A 16,025-nucleotide genomic window follows, 5' to 3' on the forward strand; every position below is an offset into this window, starting at 1 on the left:
GCCGGGAGCAATGCAAAATCAACCCGCGCCGCAGTCGGGCGCCTTGCCCGCCGCGCCGCCCGCTTCAGCTGCAACTCCCGGTAAACCAGCAGTGACGCCAGCTGCTGTGGGCGCAGCCCCGGCCGCATTGCCCGCTGCCAGTTCCGCCAGGCCTGCCGTTGCGACTTCTCCGGCTTCCGCAAACCCGCCGCCCACGGCAATCGCCAAATAATTCAGAACACCGGCTGCGACCGGAAAATTAAGGAATCTTGATGAGGAAACATTCATACGCGCAGCTGGCAATGCTGATGGCTTATTGCCTGCCAGTCGCATTGGTCGGTTGCGCCACGCAGCCAGGCTTTTTACCCGCAGCGAAGAGCCCCGAGCTGGCAAGTCCTATCCTGCTGACAGCCCCCCCGGGCGGGGACGGAACGCAGGACATGAAAAAAGATGCAAAAAAGGATGACGACAACCAGATGAAGATCACGCCGGGCACCGGCGTCTTCGTCAAACCTGCAGCAGTCATCGCCGTTCCTTCGGGCGCCAAAGACATCTTGCTCAACTTCGAAGGTGCAGACCTGCGTGAGGTGGTGCGCGTGGCCATGGGCGACATGCTGCACGAAAACTACACGATTGACCCCAAGGTCAACGGCACCGTGACCATCCACACCAGCCAGGCCGTCAGCCGGGCCGCTGTGCCTGCCATCCTTGAAACCGTGCTGCGTATGAACGGCGCGGCCATGGTGCGTGAAAACGGCGTTTACAAGATCGCACCCATCGGCAACGCGCTGCGCGGTGCCACCACGCCCCAGGTCGGCAACCTGCAGCAGGGTTACAGCGTTCAGGTGGTGCAGCTGCAATTCATCTCATCGCGCGAAATGGCCAAGATCCTCGAACCCCTGGTGCCCGAAGGCAGCATCCTGCGGGTCGATGAAACCCGAAATCTGCTGATCCTCGCCGGCGCCGAGGGTGAGATGCGCCACGCCCTTGAGACCATAAGTGTGTTCGACCTCGACTGGCTGGCCGGCATGTCGGTCGGCCTGTTCACCCTGAAAAGTGTGGATGTCAAAAGCGTCATGCCCGAAATTGAACTCCTCTTCGGCGACAAATCCAAGGGGCCGTTCGCCGGCATGCTGCGCGTCATTCCCATGGAGCGCATGAACGCCTTGCTCGTCGTCAGCCCACGGGCGCAATACCTGGAACAGGCGAAGATCTGGGTTGAACGGCTCGACCGCAACGGCGGCAAGAGCGGCACCCGCCTGCACGTTTACGCGGTACAAAACGGCAATGCCGAAAAGATCGCAGCGCTGCTCAGCCAGGTGATTGGCGGTAATTCTTCTTCCGGTTCGTCCAACCAGCCTATGGTAGCCCCCGGTCTGGCGGCAGCCACTCTGCAGACGGGCGGCGCTCCGGGTCAGGGTACCAGTTCGCTTGGCGCTGCTGCGGGCGGCGCATCTGTCGGCGCTGCGCTTGGTGCCACACCAACAGCAACAGGCCCCGGCGTGGTCGCGGCCGGCACCGGCGAAGCGCTCGGTCTGGGCTCGGCCAGTACCATCAAGGTCATTGCCGACCGCGACAACAATGCCCTGCTGGTGATGGCCAACGGCGCTGAATACGAAAAAATCGAGGAAGCCATTAAAAAGCTCGACGTCGTGCCGCGCCAGGTGCTGGTCGAGGTCACCATTGCCGAGGTAACTCTCAACGGAGCGCTCAGCTATGGGCTTGAATGGTTCTTTAGCAGCGGCAATGTGAACGGCTCGCTGTTAAATTCCGGCGGTATTGGCGCGGGGCTTTCCACACCGACCGGATCGGTCTCGCCGCAACTGCCTTTCTCTGCTGTCTGGCGCGGCGCCGGCGGTAATATCAAGGCGGTGCTGAGCGCATTGGCGAAGACCACCAAGGTCAACGTGCTCTCGTCACCGCACATCATGGTGACAGACAACCAGGTGGCCAAAATCAACGTCGGTTCCAGCGTCCCGGTGCAGGGACAAAGCACCCTGACTGGCACCACCGCCAACACCGCCATCACCACTTCGGTCAACTACATTGACACCGGCGTTGTGCTTTCGGTGCGGCCGCACATCAACGCGGGCGGTTTGGTTACGCTTGAGGTCAGCCAGGAAGTCAGCGACGTGCAAATCGGTGTGACCACCACCGGCCTCAATTCTCCGACCATCAACAAGCGCTCCGCGCAAACCATTGTGGCCGTGCAGTCGGGTGACACCATGGTGTTGGGCGGCCTGATCAAGGACGACAACGAAAACGGATCATCGGGTCTGCCCTTCCTGTCCGAGATCCCCGTGGTTGGCGCGCTTTTTGGCGCGAAGACCCAAACCAAGACACGTCGCGAGATGATCATCACCATCACACCGCGTGTAGTGAATGATTACCAGCAGGCCCGTGACGTCACCGCCGAGTTCCGCAAAAAACTCACCGGCATGCGCAAGCTGAACCCGGAATCAGGCGCCACCGTCAAAGAATCGGAAATCAGCGCCAACCCCTTCGAAATTGAAAAATCACCAGCACGCTAATTTTTTCGGCTACACATGTTTCATACGCGTTACTGGGGGCGTAAAAGCCGGGCCAAAATCTGCGATTTCCCAGCCTCCTTCACAGTAAGGAAGGGGGACTGAAGTGCGGCCACATCCGGTAACGTAAAGAGATTAGGTATCTGCGACCACTGGTTTAATCTGTTCGTGTTTCCGGAATTTAGTGATTGGTAACAACGCACTTTTTTCCGGCGACAAACGTCTTTTTTTTGTCTGAAATTATTTTAATTTTGCCAAGATTGGAAACGTAACATGAAAACCACTTTTCAAAGAACCCTGGTCGCCGCTTCTGTCGGCGCAGCGATGCTCGCTGCTGTCGGCACTGCCAGCGCCAACTCGCTGCTATTCCCTTTCTTCACCACGACCAGCGGCGCCCAAAGCGCGCTCAGCATCTCCAGCAACACCAACGCCGTCGGTGCTCCGGAAACGCTGCATTACGTTTACAACTACGGTGACGCCTGTACCCACTACGACGGCAATGGCAAGGTCACTGCCAACGACCTGATGCAGCATTCCATCGCCTCACCGTCCGCCGGCGGTTATGGCAAGGCCGCTGGCGCTGACGGCTCCACGCCGTTTTACTTTCCCCTGGCCAACAGCTTCGGTTTTCTGGTGGTGTCTAACAAGAGCAGCCCCGGCCCCGACGTCATCACCGGCGACATGGCCATTGTTGACCCGTCTACCGGCCTGGTCGTGTCGTATGCGGGCATCAGCAACGGTTTGGCGACCAACGTTGCTGCCAACGAAGGCAATTACGCCGCCATCACCGACAACAACTTCAACCTGACCACCTATGGCTCGGGCCTGGTCGACACGTCCTGGTATGGCGTCGTGGTGGGCGACATGTCCCCAGCCATCATTGCCAGCGCCAACTGGACCGGCGCATCCACCCTGGGCAACAATGGCGTGGTGTATGACAACGACGAGCAGGCTTTCTCAGGGGTGAAGACAAAGGTGCTGAGCTGCGCCGGCAAATTCGCCACTGCTGACCTCCTGACCAGCGCCCAGCAAGCGGCAGTGGGGCCGAACGGCGGTCTGATTCACGCGACCGGTACCCCTGTTGCGCCTTCTGCCACTGTGCTGGCCAGCACCGGCTTGATCCTGAACAAGATCCAGGTGGTCAAGGCTGCTGTGGGCGCGCCTTTCGCTGGTAAGCAGTTTCTGCACCGCGAAGCCAAGTCTTTCTGATCAAACTATCGTTTTCTCGCCGACCGGGCTTTCTTTAAAGACGGCGGGTTAGGGAATGGTTGGAAAAGACCAAGAAAAAGCCCGGCAAGGGCTTTTTCTTGGTTCAGCTCGCGCCAATGGCGGCTTTTGCTACTGAGGCATTGCAAAAAAACTGCGCGATTCATGGCGTCTGCATAATTACGCACCGTTAGGGTGAGCTTCTGGATAAAACAGAGTTTCTTTTTTGCTACTGATGTTGCATTGAAGACGAACCCTCGCAACAGTCGCACTGAATCGTTGTTGCTGCCCACCATGCACTTGATACAGGGGCATGCATCGAAGGGCGGGTACGACCGGTAACGTAAAGAAGCCATTTGCTCACGCAGGCGAATTGGTCGGACTCGTAACTTGTGAAATTTAGTTGGTGGATGTAACATCATGCGTGAACGGTAATAACCACCCTCTTTTTTTGCATGAACTCTTTTTGGACACAATAGGAAACGCAACATGAAAACTTCTTTTCAAAAGACTCTGATCGCCGCTTCTATTGGCGTGGCGATGTTCGCCGCTGTTAGCACCGCCAGCGCCAACTCGCTGCTGTTCCCTTACTTCACGACCAATTCCGGCGCACAAAGCGTGCTGAGCCTGTCGAACACTGCTACTGGTACCGGTACTGGTGTTGTACCTGTGCACTATGTGTACAACTACGGCACGGCTTGCACCCACTACGATGCAAACGGCTCTTTGACCGCCAATGACATCTTGTCGCACTCCATCGCTTCACCTGCTGCTGGCGGTTTCGGCCTGGCAGTCGGCACTGACAAGTCCATTCCTGTTTACTTCCCATTGGCTAATCAATCCGGCTTTCTGGTGGTTTCCAGCAAGAACACGACATCGACAACCGCTCTGCGCGGCAGCATGGCCATTGTTGACCCATCAAGCGGCCTGGTGGTTTCCTACCCTGGCATCGACAATGCCCTTGATACCAGCGCCACTGAAGGCAACTTCAGTGCTATCAAGGATCTGAACTTCCCATTGACCAGTCTCCCCGGCGCGGTGGTTGCCACTTCTTGGTACGCCGTGGTTGTCGGTGACATGTCTACTGCTATCACCAACGGTGCAAACTGGACTGGCGCGGTGTCTTTCAGCAATAACGGTAACGTCTACAACAACGACGAAGTGGCCTACTCTGGCACGGCCACCAAAACCATCACCTGCTCTGGTGCTCTTGTTCCGACCGATCTGGCTACCTCTGCCCAAGCATCGGCTGTTGGTTCCAATGGTGGTCTGATCAACTCAGTCGGCACGGTTGTCGCTGGTACTCCCGCTACCGGTGTTGTGTTGATGAAGCTGCAATACGTTCAGCCAGCAGTGGGTGGCGTGTTTGGTGGCAAACAGTTCTTGCACCGCGAAGGTGGTACGCCGACTCCAGCGCCGGTGCTACTGGCAAATATGGGATAACAAGCAAGGTGTAACTTATTCCCGCTCTGACGCGCTTGCAGGCGGTAGTGAATGTCGTCAACAACTCTCAAAAGCCCCGTTCTCGGGGCTTTTTTCGTTGGTCACAACGATGCGGGCCGGTTTAAGTCGACATCGCCATGGCGAGCTTGCGCTTGCAAGCGTTGCCGGGCACTTTCACCTCGGCGAACCGTCGGTGTCCAGAGTCATCAGGTAGCTGTGGGCATTGAATCCTGAAAATATCGGTGGCAGGGCAGGGCAGGGCATGTGATGGATGGCGAGGCCAGCCAGCAATTCAGCAGCAGAGTTAAAGAGGCGGAAGTGAACGCCAACACCTTGCAAAATTTGAAAATTGCAATCCGGCCAAGTTTTTCTGCTGTCGATGTTGCAATTAACGCACACAGTGTCGAAAGTCAGGCTAAATACCTTTGACCTGATAGGTCTTCCTTTATATAGTGAGGCCATGAGTCAGGGAGCTGGCACAGCTGGTAACGTAAAAGAAGTCACTTTTCTTACGTAGTCGGCGAAGACTGCCCATGTCTCATGGATTTAGTTAGGACAAGTAATACAGTTTGCTCTGGCGGAAACGTCTTTGTATTTTTTGTATGAAATTATTTTATTTTGGCCAAAATAGGAAAAACGCAACATGAAAACTTCTTTTCAAAAGACTCTGATCGCCGCTTCTGTTGGCGTGGCGATGTTCGCCGCTGTTAGCACCGCCAGCGCCAACTCGCTGCTGTTCCCTTACTTCACCACCGCCACCGGCGCACAAAGCGTCTTGAGCCTGTCCAACACCGGTGCCGCTCCAGCTACCCAAGCTCTGCACTATGTGTACAACTACGGCCCGGCTTGCACCCACTACGATGCTAACGGTTCCCTGACCGCCAATGACATTCTGAGCCACTCCATCGCTTCCCCTGCTGCTGGCGGTTTCGGCAAGGTTGTCGGCAGCGACACGTCGACTCCTGTCTACTTCCCGCTGGCTGGCCAAACCGGCTTCCTGGTCGTGTCCAGCAAGTCCTTCGCTGCCAACGACGCGCTGCGCGGCAGCATGGCTATTGTTGATCCGACCAGCGGCTTGGTCGTGTCTTACCCAGGTATCGACAATGCAGCTGCAACCAACGGCGCCTTCGGTGCCAATGGTGAAGGTGACTTCTCTGGCATCACTGATCTGAACTTCCCCCTGACCGCCCTGCCTGGTGGCATCGTGAACACCAGCTGGTTCGGCGTTATCGTCGGCAACATGGGCCCAGTTATCACCGCCGGTGCGAACTGGACCGGTGGTGTGACATTCACCAACAACGGCAACATCTACAACAACGACGAAGTCGCTTACTCCGGTACAGCCGGCAAGACCATCACCTGCTCTGGCACGCTCGCGACTTCTGACCTGGCGACCTCTGCCCAGTTGGCTGCCGTCGGCGGCAATGGCGGTCTGGTCAAGGTTACGGGAACACCAGTTCCGGCTACCAACGCCACCGGTGTTGTGCTGATGAAGATGCAAACGGTTCTGCCAGCCGTTGGCGCGCCTTTCGCCGGCAAGATGTTCCTGCACCGCGAACAAGCTGGCCTGTAATCCAGCCCTGGTTTTTGTTGCAAGCCAAGCCAACCTCGCGGTTGGCAAAGCTTGCAGGAAAACAACAAAAGGCCCCGCTTGCGGGGCCTTTTTTTTATCTGGCATTTTGCCGGCGCGCTGTGCGTTTGCGACCTGAGGGCGATGCTAAACTGCTAGGTTAATTTCAATTCGGGAGACATCGGGAACATGAAACGCTATTTGTTCATATGGGCTTTACTGACGTCGCTCGTTTCGGCGGGTGGCTGCGCTTCAATTGGCGCCGAATCAGGCAACAAGGTGCTGGCGCAAGTGGATGACGCTGCCACCGGTACCTTGCAAAACCGGCCAGCCATCGTCGAACTCAATGGCAAGCCGGCCATTCTTTATGCTGCCAAGGACGACCGCGTGGCCCTGCAGATTGGTGGGCAGCGACAACTGCTGGACGAAACCGCGCGCGTGCGTGGGGGCAATCATTTCCAGCTGCATCGCCAAGACCAGAATCTGCAGGCACTCTGGTGGTCCCACGATGATGGTAAAAACATTTATTTCACGTCGTCGGCCGACGAGGGCAAGAGTTTTAACGCGGTCAGCATGGTCAACGACGAGCATGGCGTGCTTCCACCGTATTCCCTGACCCAGGGGCCGCAAGGCGTGGTGGGTGTCACCTACCAGGACGAGCGCGCAACCGGCTACCAGGCCTATTTCAACCGCTCCACCGACAACGGCCGTTCCTGGGCGCGTCCCGACCAGCGGCTGGACACCCCGCCCAAGGGGCGGACCAGCGACGTGCATGAGGCGCAAAGCGTGCAGTCGGGCACGGTCTGGGTCAGCGCCTGGACGGACAATACGCCAGGCACGGGCCAAGCCAGCTACCGCATTGTCAGCCGCCGCAGTGTGGACGAGGGCCAGAGCTGGAGCGCGCCAGAGGTGCTTTACAGCGCCGACCACCAGATATCGTCGCTGATGATTCGCGCCCAGAGCGGCAACATGGTCATCGCCGCCGATGAGCTGAACCGCGGCATCATTGCCCTGGGTTCGCAGGACGAGGGCCGCAGTTGGCGCAGCGCGGGCGTGTTGGCCGGCACCGAGGGTGCGAGCAACAGCGGTATCGACATGGCGGTGACTGGTGGCCGCGCGCACCTGGTCTGGATGCAGGACCGCAAGGACGAGAAAACCCGCATCATGCGCGCCAGCCTGGACGTCGCCCAGTCCAAGTGGCTGGGCGCGGTTCAAAGGCTGGATCTGAAGTCGCATGAGAACACGCGCTCCACGTCGCCAGTCATCCTGGCAACGCCGCAGGGCTCGGTGCTGGCGAGCTGGGTCGACTTCCGCGACATTCGTCCCAACGTCTACCTGTCTTCATCGTCTGATCAGGGGCAGGCGTGGTCCGCACCGCAAGCCCTGCTCAAGCCCGGCGAGGTGTCGGCGGGCTGGCCCCAGTTGCTGCCCTGGCGCGATCAGGTCGCCATCGGTTATGAGCTTTACCCGACTGACCGTCCCGCAGACGGCAAGTTCGTCGTCAGGCTGCTGGAAGCCGCCGATAGCGCCAAGGGCCTGGCCGGTCTGCCCGCACCCTCGGCGCTCAGCGAGGCCGACCGCAAGGCGCGGCTGGAGCAACGGGTAAAAACGATGTGGGATCAGCGTGTGGCCGGCAATTATGAGCCCACCTACGACATGTTCGACTTCGCCTACAAGGCCGCCACACCGAAGAAATATTATGTGGACAGCGTGGGCGTCATCAGCTATTTGTCTTATGCGGTAGGCGACATCGCCATCGCCGGCAACGAGGCGAGCGTGAAAATGAAGCTCAGGTACGAGGTCAAGCCGACGGTCCTGCCGTCAACGGGCAAAAAAATTACTCTTCCGGCTGCCGATGTTGAGTCTCCCCCTACCTGGGTGTGGGTTGCGAATGACTGGTACATGGTGTACTCGCCTTCTTTTGAGCCGCCGCAGCTTAAATATTAAGCGGGTGCTTGTTTGAGCGTTCAACCTCGTCCGTCACTGGGCGAGGTTTTTTTTCGCGCGTGAACGGGCCAGCGATCAAGCCGGTTTCCGGCTTCGAGGCCTGCGAACCGTCCGTCAACCTAAAGCCGTGGTCGTGATGGTCCGGGATCGATCAATCGCAGTAATGGATGGCCACGCTGCGCTCGCAATGACCGAACAGGGCGCGGTGCTAGACTGCGCTGTGAACTCAAATCGAGGGAATTCAACGTCATGAAACGCTTTTTGTTCATGCTGGCTTCACTGGCTTCACTGGCCTCGTTCAGCGGCTGTGCTTTGGTCGGCGCCGATTCGGCCGGCAAGCTCTTGCTGCAGGTAGACGACATGTCTACCGGTGCGGCGCAAACCCGGCCTGCCATTGCCGAAGTCAATGGCCAGCCAGCTCTGCTTTTTGCCACCCAGGACAACCGGGTCGTCTTCCAGCTCGGCGACAAGCGCCAGCTGCTCGATGAAAGCGCCCCGGTGCGTGGCGGCAACCGCTTTCAGCTGCAGCCGCAGGAGCAGCAACTGCACGCCCTCTGGTGGTCGCACCAGGATGCGAAAAACCTCTATTTCACCTCATCGGCCGACGGCGGCAAGGGTTTTGCGCCGGTCAGTATCGTCAACGACAACCATGGCGTGCTTGCGCCCTTCAGTCTGCTGCGCGCGCCCGGCGGCGTGCTGGGCATGACTTACCAGGACGAGCGCCTGCCGCGCTACCAGGCATTTTTCAACCGCTCCACCGACTATGGCCGTAGCTGGGCCAGGCCTGATGTGCGGCTGGACCTTCCTGATGGTTCCCTTTCGACTAATGTGCATGAACCGCAGAGTGTCGAGTCAGGCAATGCCTGGGTCACGGCCTGGGTCGATGCCGTGCGCGTGTCCGGCAAGCTCAGCTACCGCATCCTAAGCCGCCACAGCGAAGACTCCGGCCTTCGCTGGTCGCCGCAGGAGGTGCTTTTCACGTCAGACAAGCTGATTTCGTCGCTGATGGTGCGCGCGCAAGGCAACGACATCGTCATCGCCGCCGATGAGCATGAGCGCGGCATCCTCGCCTTCGCGTCGAAAGACCAGGGCCGCAGCTGGCGCGGCACGGGCCTGCTGGCGGGCACCGAGGGCATGAGCAACAGCGGCGCGCAACTGGCGCTGGCCGGTGAGCGTGCCCACCTGGTATGGATGCAGGAGCACGAAGGCACGAAAGCCAGGGTCATGCGGGCGAGCCTGAACATCGCCGATGCCCAGTGGCTGGGTGCAGCGCAGCGGCTGGACACCAAAGCGAACGACAACACGCGCTCCATGGTGCCGGTCATCATGGCGGTGACTAAAGGCCCCTTGCTGGCTAGCTGGGTCGATTACCGCGACATTCGCGCCAATATTTACCTGTCGGCCTCGTTTGACCAGGGGCAGACGTGGTCCGCGCCGCAGCCACTGCTCAAGCCCGGCGAGGTGTCGGCAGGCTGGCCCAAGCTGGTCCCCTGGGGCAATCAAGCCGCCATTGGCTACGATGTCTATCCGTCAGAGGACCTGCTCAAAGGCAAGTTTGTCTTAATACTGCTGCCGCTGGTTGAAGGTGCCAAAGCGCTGCCCGAGTTTGCCGCCCAGCCGATCGTCGATGAGGCCGAGCGCAAGGCCAGACTGCTGCAACGGGTGAAAACGCTGTGGCAAAACCGCGTCGAGGGCAACTACGAACCGACCTACGACGTGTTCGATTTCGCCTACAAGGCCGCCACGCCGAAGAAGACTTATCTTGAAAGCGTCGGTGTCATTACCTACCAGTCGTTTTCGATTGATGACGTCGCCATCGCCGGCAACGAGGCCAGCGTGAAAATGAAGATCAGGTACGAAGTCAAGACCACGCCGCTGGCCAGCGGCAAGTCGCTCACGCTGGTGCCGGCCGACGTCGAGGCCATCAATACCTGGGTTTGGGTCGGCAAGGAGTGGTACTTGGTTTACAGCCCTTCTTTTGGTCAGCCCAACCTCAAATACTGAGCCGGTACAGCCCTGAGCCATCAGCCTCGCCCGAACCCGGGCGAGGTTTTCTTACCCGTTTAAATGCTATTATTTATATAGCAAACTATGACCGTATTCGTTGGACGTGAAGCCGATTTAATTGATTCATGCAATTATCAGGGTGTTGGCGGCCTCACGCGCCCCATGAAGAACCAGCGCAACCGGCTTTCCGTCTTTGCGAGAAGGACGGAAACCCCGGAGAGCCGGGCAGTTACAAATAAAGTATCCAACAAGCATCAGGTCCAATAAGTACGGTCATGGTTAGCTATTTATTTCGTAGCAATTTTGGGCCTGCAGGCCTGCAGGCCTGCTGCGTGCGACTTTGGTCCTCTGTCCCGCTGCCTGCAGCGCTGGGACGAGGCTCATGACCTGTTGCCCCGTAAGCCCCATAAGCCCCCTTAAGCCTTCTAAGTACCAAAATCAAGGGCTATCCGTTGAAGTGTTTGCGTCGGTCGATGGCGTGGACTGTGTCGTGCTTGCCGATCAAGTGAAGTCGCTTGACTGGAAAGTTCGAGAGGCCAGAAAAAAGGCTGCCGGCAATACGGATGTGATGCTTTCTGTCCGTGCAAAGATCAAAAGCTTTCTCATGATTCATTGAAACAGACGCAGGGCATCGGCGCCGCAATTCTGAGCCGCGTGTTCGGGGCTCCTGCCGCATGGTTTCTGCGCCGGAAGGTCGGGTTTTACCCGGCATTAAAATACAGGCTTTTTTGCAGGCAGGATGCTCATGATCAACGGTGTGGCCACGGCTTCGGCCAGCGCACAGGCGGCGCTGACTGAAGTGTTGGAAAAGCAACTGCCTGCGGCGCCGCTGGAGCTGCTGTTGCTCGGTGAGTTTCCGGCCACGATGACAGCTGCACTGCAGGCGCGCGGCTATCGGCTGACGACCCTGCGCTGGCGCGACCCGCAACATCTGGAGCAGCCCCCGGCAGGCGCCAGGGGCGAGCTGCTTCAGGTCAGGCTGAGTGGGCCAGCCACCGCGGGCCGCCATTTTGACGCCGTTCTGGCGCTGGATTTTGCCGCTGACATTCATCCACTGGCCTTGTTTGACGGGCTCAATGACTTGCTGACGCCGCAAGGGGTGGTGCTGCTGGCAGGCGAGCGCGCCGCCGGTTCCTGGATGGACTACTTGCAGGCGCTGGCGGCGCGTTGCGGGTTTGACATGGCCACGCCGTCTGCTGACACCGCAGGGCCGTTTTTTGTGCATGTCCTGCACCGGGCGGCGACCGCACCACGCTGGCGTGTGGGTCATGTCCTGCCGACGGATTTCGACGAACTGGCCGCGCTGTTCCAGGATGTGTTTGGTCATCCGCTGAGCTGGGCCCTGTGGGACTGGAAATACGGCGCCAGCCGGGGCAATGCGGTGCTGGTGCGCAGCGAGGGCAAAGTGGTGGCGCACTACGGCGGCATTTACCGCGATATTTTGCGCTGCGGCAAACCAGACCGGGTGGCGCAGATCGGTGATGTGATGGTCCAGTCGCGGGAGCGGGGGGTGTTGACGCGCAATGGGCCGTTTTTCCTGATCGGCACCAGTTGGCCTGAAGTCTATGGCCCGCGGGGTTTTGGGTTCCCGAATGCGCGGGCCATGCGCGTGGCGGAAAAAATGGGGCTGTACACCAAGGCGGGTCAAATGGCGCAGCTGCGCTGGCTGCCGTCCTCGCCGCGCTGGCGCCTGCAAACCCGGGTGCGAAACCTGGCCCGGGGCAATGCCGCCGATGGCGCGCTGGTGGCGCCACTGTGGGCGGCGATGGCGCACGATTTGCGCGAGAGCGTCGTGGGCGTCAGGGACTGGGCCTATCTGGAACGGCGTTATTTCAGCCACCCGCATAACCACTACGAGTTGCTGCTGGTCACTGCGCGTTTGACCGGCAAGCCGCTGGGCGTGGCGGTGCTGCAGCGGCTGGAAGACGCTTGCGAGCTGATGGACGTGATTGCACCGCTGGCCCATTTCGCGCTGGTGATCGACCAGGCGCGCCGCCTGACCGGACGCTGGGGCTTGCCGTCTCTGTATGCCTGGACGACGACCAACCATTTACCGCTGTTCGTGGCCTGCGAGGGCACGGAGGAGCCATTGAATGTGCTGATTCCAGCCAGCAGCTGGACGGCCGATCCGCAGTCTGAACTGTTTGTGGGCAAGTGGTGGCTGACGTCGGGCGACACGGATTTTCGGTAAGCCGTGTTAAAAAGCGGGCGTGTCCAGATCGCGGTCCACTTCCCACCGTTGCGCCCCAGGCGCGACAACACCGTTGCCGCGCTGGCGCTGGCTGGTTTACCTTGCCCTTGGCCTGATCGTGTTTTTTCTGGTGTTTGTCGGGGTGGGCGGTCGTTTGCCGCATGAGGTTTTTAGTCGGAATGCATGGTTCGCCTCGACGCGAGGCGGTGAGCTCCTCCTGATCACCGGGGTATTTGGCGGCCTGATCATGGCCCTGCTGAAGCTTTTTCTTGATCCGGTCTTTTTGGGTATTGCCCAACATCGCTCATCGCTGGAACTTGGCGTTGATCTTGCAGTGACGGTTGCGGCGACCGCAGCCGGCGTGGCAGCCGATGGTCTGCTCAATGCGGCCGCTTCGGCAACGGCTTCTGGTGGCGATTCGGGCAGCCAGCCTGGCGCTGCTGAAAGTTCAGGTGGTGGTGGAAACTTTGGCGGTGGTGGCGCTTCGGGCAGGTATTGACTTGCCGTATCGCCTGAGGCGCAAGGTCGGCAAGCGTTGCTGCAATGGCGATTCGCAGTTTTTCCTTGATTCAAGCCTGGCAAGAGGCGGCAACTCCTCATGGGATAATTTACAACGCATCATTTTCGTGTGGTTCGGAGGGTCCGGCCTTCCGCAGCGCGCGCAACCCAAGGAGTTTCATGATTCTGGTGACTGGCGGGGCCGGCTTTATCGGTGCCAATTTTGTTCTGGACTGGCTGGCAAGCGGGGAGGAGCCGGTGCTCACGCTGGACAAGCTGACCTATGCGGGGAATCTTGAAAACCTGGCGTCTTTGCAAGGCGATAGCCGCCACACCTTTGAGCAGGGTGATATCGGCGATGCGGAACTGCTGACGCGCCTGCTTGCGCAGCACCAGCCGCGCGCGGTCGTCAACTTCGCAGCCGAGTCGCATGTGGACCGTTCGATTCTTGGCCCGGACGACTTTATCCAGACGAACATTGTCGGAACGTTTCAGCTGCTTGAGGCGGTGCGCAAGCACTGGGGTGGGCTTTCGGGTCAGGCGCAGGCGGAGTTTCGTTTTCTGCATGTGTCCACCGATGAGGTCTATGGTTCGCTTTGCGCCACCGAACCGGCGTTTACCGAGACGCATCGCTACGAGCCGAACAGCCCTTACTCGGCCAGCAAGGCCGCCAGCGACCACCTGGTGCGCGCTTACCACCACACCTATGGCCTGCCGGTGCTGACCACCAATTGCTCCAACAACTACGGGCCTTACCATTTCCCTGAAAAACTCATCCCGCTGCTGATCGTCAACGCGCTTGCAGGCAAGGACTTGCCGGTGTACGGCGACGGCATGCAGGTGCGCGACTGGCTGTACGTGAAGGACCATTGCAGCGCCATTCGCCGCGTGCTTGAGGCCGGCCGCCTGGGCGAGGTCTACAACGTCGGGGGCTGGAACGAAAAGCCCAATATCGAGATCGTGCACACCGTGTGCGCCCTGCTTGACGAGCTGCGTCCGCGAACGGATGGTGTCGGCTACCAGTCGCAAATCACCTTTGTCAAAGACCGGCCCGGCCATGACCGGCGTTATGCCATCGATGCGCGCAAGCTTGAAAAAGAACTCGGTTGGAAGCCAGCCGAAACCTTTGACTCGGGCATCCGCAAGACGGTGCAGTGGTATCTGGACCACCCCGAATGGGTCGCCCATGTGCAGAGCGGCGCTTATCGGGACTGGGTGCAGACGCAGTATGAGGCTTCGCCCATTGTTTGAATTGAGTGTGATGTGCCAAAGTGTTATCACGTCAATGGATTTGTATGACTACGACGGCCCAACTTTTTATGAGCTGCCGCAGCCATGCCATCCGTCTGCCGGCCAAATTGCGTCTGGATGTCAGAGCAGTTCGTATTGAGCGGATTGGCAGCGAGGCGATTCACCACTACGCCACCATTCGTGTGGCGCCGGGGCGGGCAGGGCAACCCATAGCCGGCATGGATCTGCTGATTGCTGCCCATGCCGTGACCGAGAAATCGGTGGTGGTGACTAACAATGCCCGTGAATTCCTCCGTGTCCCCGGCTAGGCTGTGAAAGAGTGGAGTCTTGAATCATGAAAATCCTGCTATTCGGCAAAAACGGCCAGCTTGGCTGGGAACTGCAACGCAGCCTGGCGCCCCTCGGCGAACTGGTCGCGTTGGACCGGCACAGCCTTGAGCTGTGCGGTGACCTGAGCAATCTTCAAGGGCTGGCAGAAACGGTTCAACGCGTGCGTCCGGATGTGATCGTCAATGCCGCAGCCCACACGGCGGTGGACAAGGCAGAGAGCGAGCCCGAACTGGCGCGCACACTGAACGCAATGGCGCCCGGCGTGCTGGCGCAAGAGGCGGACAAACTGAATGCCTGGCTGGTGCATTATTCGACCGACTACGTGTTTGATGGCAGCGGCAGCACGCCGTGGCTTGAAACCGATGCGCCGGCGCCGCTCAGCGTTTATGGCCGGACCAAGCTGGAGGGCGAGCAGCTGATCAAGGCCACCTGCATCAAACACCTGATTTTTCGCACCAGCTGGGTCTATGCTGCGCGTGGTGGAAATTTTGCCAAGACCATGCTGCGCCTGGCGCAGGAACGTGAAAGTCTGTCTGTGATTGATGACCAGTTCGGCGCGCCGACCGGCGCCGAACTGCTGGCCGATGTGAGCGCCCATGCGATTCGCCAGGTCGCAGGCCTCTACCACCTGGCTGCAACGGGTGAAACCACCTGGAACTGGTACGCAAAACACGTTCTGGTCCAGGCAAAACGGGCACGACCAGCTATTAAAATAATAGCAAATGAAGTGAAGGCCGTGGCCAGCAGTGCTTTCCCGACGGCCGCAACGCGCCCGCTCAACTCCCGACTCAACAGCGCCAGGCTGCAACTGACCTTTGGCTTGAGTCTGCCGCCCTGGCAGCAGGGCGTGGACCGCATGCTGGCGGAGGTGTTGGCATAAAATATGTTGGTCATTGATGCCTTTTTTTGATGCTCAACAGGAAACTCCATGCGCACCACACTGACGCTCGATGACGAATTGCTGGCGTAGGCGCAGCAAATCAGTGGCTTGACCGAAAGAGGCCAATTGATCCGCGAGGCCTGACTGGCGCCGGAGGATGGGCAGCTGCGGATGCAGCCGCTTTGGAGCGGGAAG

At 59.2% G+C, this 16,025-nt stretch carries 15 protein-coding genes; 13 read left to right on the forward strand and 2 right to left on the reverse strand.

Translation table 11 applies throughout. The annotated features are described in order from the left end of the window. Positions 1-18: 18 nt before the first annotated feature. Complete coding sequence (locus HHJ19_RS00350; protein ID WP_296903070.1) at positions 19-267, reverse strand: hypothetical protein; 249 nt, start codon at positions 265-267, stop codon at positions 19-21. Here HHJ19_RS00350 and gspD point away from each other — a divergent pair. Further along, positions 252-2,510, forward strand: a complete 2,259-nt coding sequence (gspD, locus tag HHJ19_RS00355) for a type II secretion system secretin GspD (protein ID WP_296903072.1) — start codon at positions 252-254, stop codon at positions 2,508-2,510. The two genes, HHJ19_RS00350 and gspD, sit on opposite strands and share 16 nt — an antisense overlap. A gap of 270 nt (positions 2,511-2,780) precedes the next feature. Beyond that, on the forward strand, positions 2,781-3,716 hold the full coding sequence (locus HHJ19_RS00360) for a hypothetical protein (protein WP_296903074.1): 936 nt from the start codon (positions 2,781-2,783) through the stop codon (positions 3,714-3,716). Positions 3,717-3,721: 5 nt separating this feature from the next. Here the strand turns inward: HHJ19_RS00360 and HHJ19_RS00365 are convergent, their stop codons facing one another. Then, positions 3,722-4,204 (reverse strand): hypothetical protein, encoded by a 483-nt coding sequence (locus tag HHJ19_RS00365; RefSeq protein ID WP_296903075.1) that lies wholly within the window; start codon positions 4,202-4,204, stop codon positions 3,722-3,724. Between HHJ19_RS00365 and HHJ19_RS00370 the strand changes: the two genes are divergently transcribed. From HHJ19_RS00370 to rfbD, 11 genes are all read left to right on the forward strand, one after another. Further along, positions 4,203-5,156, forward strand: a complete 954-nt coding sequence (locus HHJ19_RS00370; protein WP_296903077.1) for a hypothetical protein — start codon at positions 4,203-4,205, stop codon at positions 5,154-5,156. The two genes, HHJ19_RS00365 and HHJ19_RS00370, sit on opposite strands and share 2 nt — an antisense overlap. Before the next feature lie 267 nt (positions 5,157-5,423). After that, complete coding sequence (locus tag HHJ19_RS00375; protein ID WP_296903078.1) at positions 5,424-5,585, forward strand: hypothetical protein; 162 nt, start codon at positions 5,424-5,426, stop codon at positions 5,583-5,585. A 214-nt stretch (positions 5,586-5,799) separates the two neighbouring features. After that, complete coding sequence (locus HHJ19_RS00380; protein ID WP_296903079.1) at positions 5,800-6,729, forward strand: hypothetical protein; 930 nt, start codon at positions 5,800-5,802, stop codon at positions 6,727-6,729. A gap of 186 nt (positions 6,730-6,915) precedes the next feature. Beyond that, a complete protein-coding gene (locus HHJ19_RS00385) occupies positions 6,916-8,673 on the forward strand; it encodes a sialidase family protein (protein ID WP_296903081.1) in 1,758 nt (585 codons plus the stop codon). 249 nt (positions 8,674-8,922) lie between these two features. Next, positions 8,923-10,677 (forward strand): sialidase family protein, encoded by a 1,755-nt coding sequence (locus HHJ19_RS00390; protein ID WP_296903083.1) that lies wholly within the window; start codon positions 8,923-8,925, stop codon positions 10,675-10,677. Between the two features lie 343 nt (positions 10,678-11,020). After that, complete coding sequence (locus HHJ19_RS17970) at positions 11,021-11,296, forward strand: type II toxin-antitoxin system PemK/MazF family toxin (protein ID WP_366929368.1); 276 nt, start codon at positions 11,021-11,023, stop codon at positions 11,294-11,296. A gap of 129 nt (positions 11,297-11,425) precedes the next feature. After that, positions 11,426-12,871 (forward strand): GNAT family N-acetyltransferase, encoded by a 1,446-nt coding sequence (locus tag HHJ19_RS00395; RefSeq protein WP_296903085.1) that lies wholly within the window; start codon positions 11,426-11,428, stop codon positions 12,869-12,871. Between the two features lie 19 nt (positions 12,872-12,890). Beyond that, positions 12,891-13,370: a hypothetical protein gene (locus tag HHJ19_RS00400; protein WP_296903088.1), complete on the forward strand. Its 480-nt coding sequence runs from the start codon at positions 12,891-12,893 to the stop codon at positions 13,368-13,370. Between the two features lie 179 nt (positions 13,371-13,549). After that, positions 13,550-14,620, forward strand: coding sequence for a dTDP-glucose 4,6-dehydratase (gene rfbB / locus HHJ19_RS00405; RefSeq protein ID WP_296903089.1), 1,071 nt, complete (start codon positions 13,550-13,552; stop codon positions 14,618-14,620). A 44-nt stretch (positions 14,621-14,664) separates the two neighbouring features. Further along, positions 14,665-14,928 carry a PIN domain-containing protein gene (locus tag HHJ19_RS00410; protein WP_296903091.1) on the forward strand — a complete coding sequence of 88 codons (264 nt, stop codon included), beginning with the start codon at positions 14,665-14,667 and terminating at the stop codon, positions 14,926-14,928. Between the two features lie 26 nt (positions 14,929-14,954). Beyond that, positions 14,955-15,830: a dTDP-4-dehydrorhamnose reductase gene (gene rfbD / locus HHJ19_RS00415; RefSeq protein WP_296903093.1), complete on the forward strand. Its 876-nt coding sequence runs from the start codon at positions 14,955-14,957 to the stop codon at positions 15,828-15,830. Positions 15,831-16,025: the final 195 nt, after the last annotated feature.

The organism is Polaromonas sp., from assembly GCF_012927415.1.
GTDB lineage: Bacteria > Pseudomonadota > Gammaproteobacteria > Burkholderiales > Burkholderiaceae_C > Polaromonas.

Coding starts and splice junctions, on each gene's coding strand:
- HHJ19_RS00370 (WP_296903077.1), top strand. CDS start 4,203: ATGAAAACTTCTTTTCAAAAGACTCTGATCGCCGCTTCTATTGGCGTG.
- HHJ19_RS00350 (WP_296903070.1), bottom strand. CDS start 267: ATGAATGTTTCCTCATCAAGATTCCTTAATTTTCCGGTCGCAGCCGGT.
- rfbB (WP_296903089.1), top strand. CDS start 13,550: ATGATTCTGGTGACTGGCGGGGCCGGCTTTATCGGTGCCAATTTTGTT.
- gspD (WP_296903072.1), top strand. CDS start 252: ATGAGGAAACATTCATACGCGCAGCTGGCAATGCTGATGGCTTATTGC.
- HHJ19_RS00360 (WP_296903074.1), top strand. CDS start 2,781: ATGAAAACCACTTTTCAAAGAACCCTGGTCGCCGCTTCTGTCGGCGCA.
- HHJ19_RS00380 (WP_296903079.1), top strand. CDS start 5,800: ATGAAAACTTCTTTTCAAAAGACTCTGATCGCCGCTTCTGTTGGCGTG.
- HHJ19_RS00385 (WP_296903081.1), top strand. CDS start 6,916: ATGAAACGCTATTTGTTCATATGGGCTTTACTGACGTCGCTCGTTTCG.
- HHJ19_RS00410 (WP_296903091.1), top strand. CDS start 14,665: ATGACTACGACGGCCCAACTTTTTATGAGCTGCCGCAGCCATGCCATC.
- HHJ19_RS00395 (WP_296903085.1), top strand. CDS start 11,426: ATGATCAACGGTGTGGCCACGGCTTCGGCCAGCGCACAGGCGGCGCTG.
- HHJ19_RS00390 (WP_296903083.1), top strand. CDS start 8,923: ATGAAACGCTTTTTGTTCATGCTGGCTTCACTGGCTTCACTGGCCTCG.
- rfbD (WP_296903093.1), top strand. CDS start 14,955: ATGAAAATCCTGCTATTCGGCAAAAACGGCCAGCTTGGCTGGGAACTG.
- HHJ19_RS00365 (WP_296903075.1), bottom strand. CDS start 4,204: ATGTTGCGTTTCCTATTGTGTCCAAAAAGAGTTCATGCAAAAAAAGAG.
- HHJ19_RS00375 (WP_296903078.1), top strand. CDS start 5,424: ATGGATGGCGAGGCCAGCCAGCAATTCAGCAGCAGAGTTAAAGAGGCG.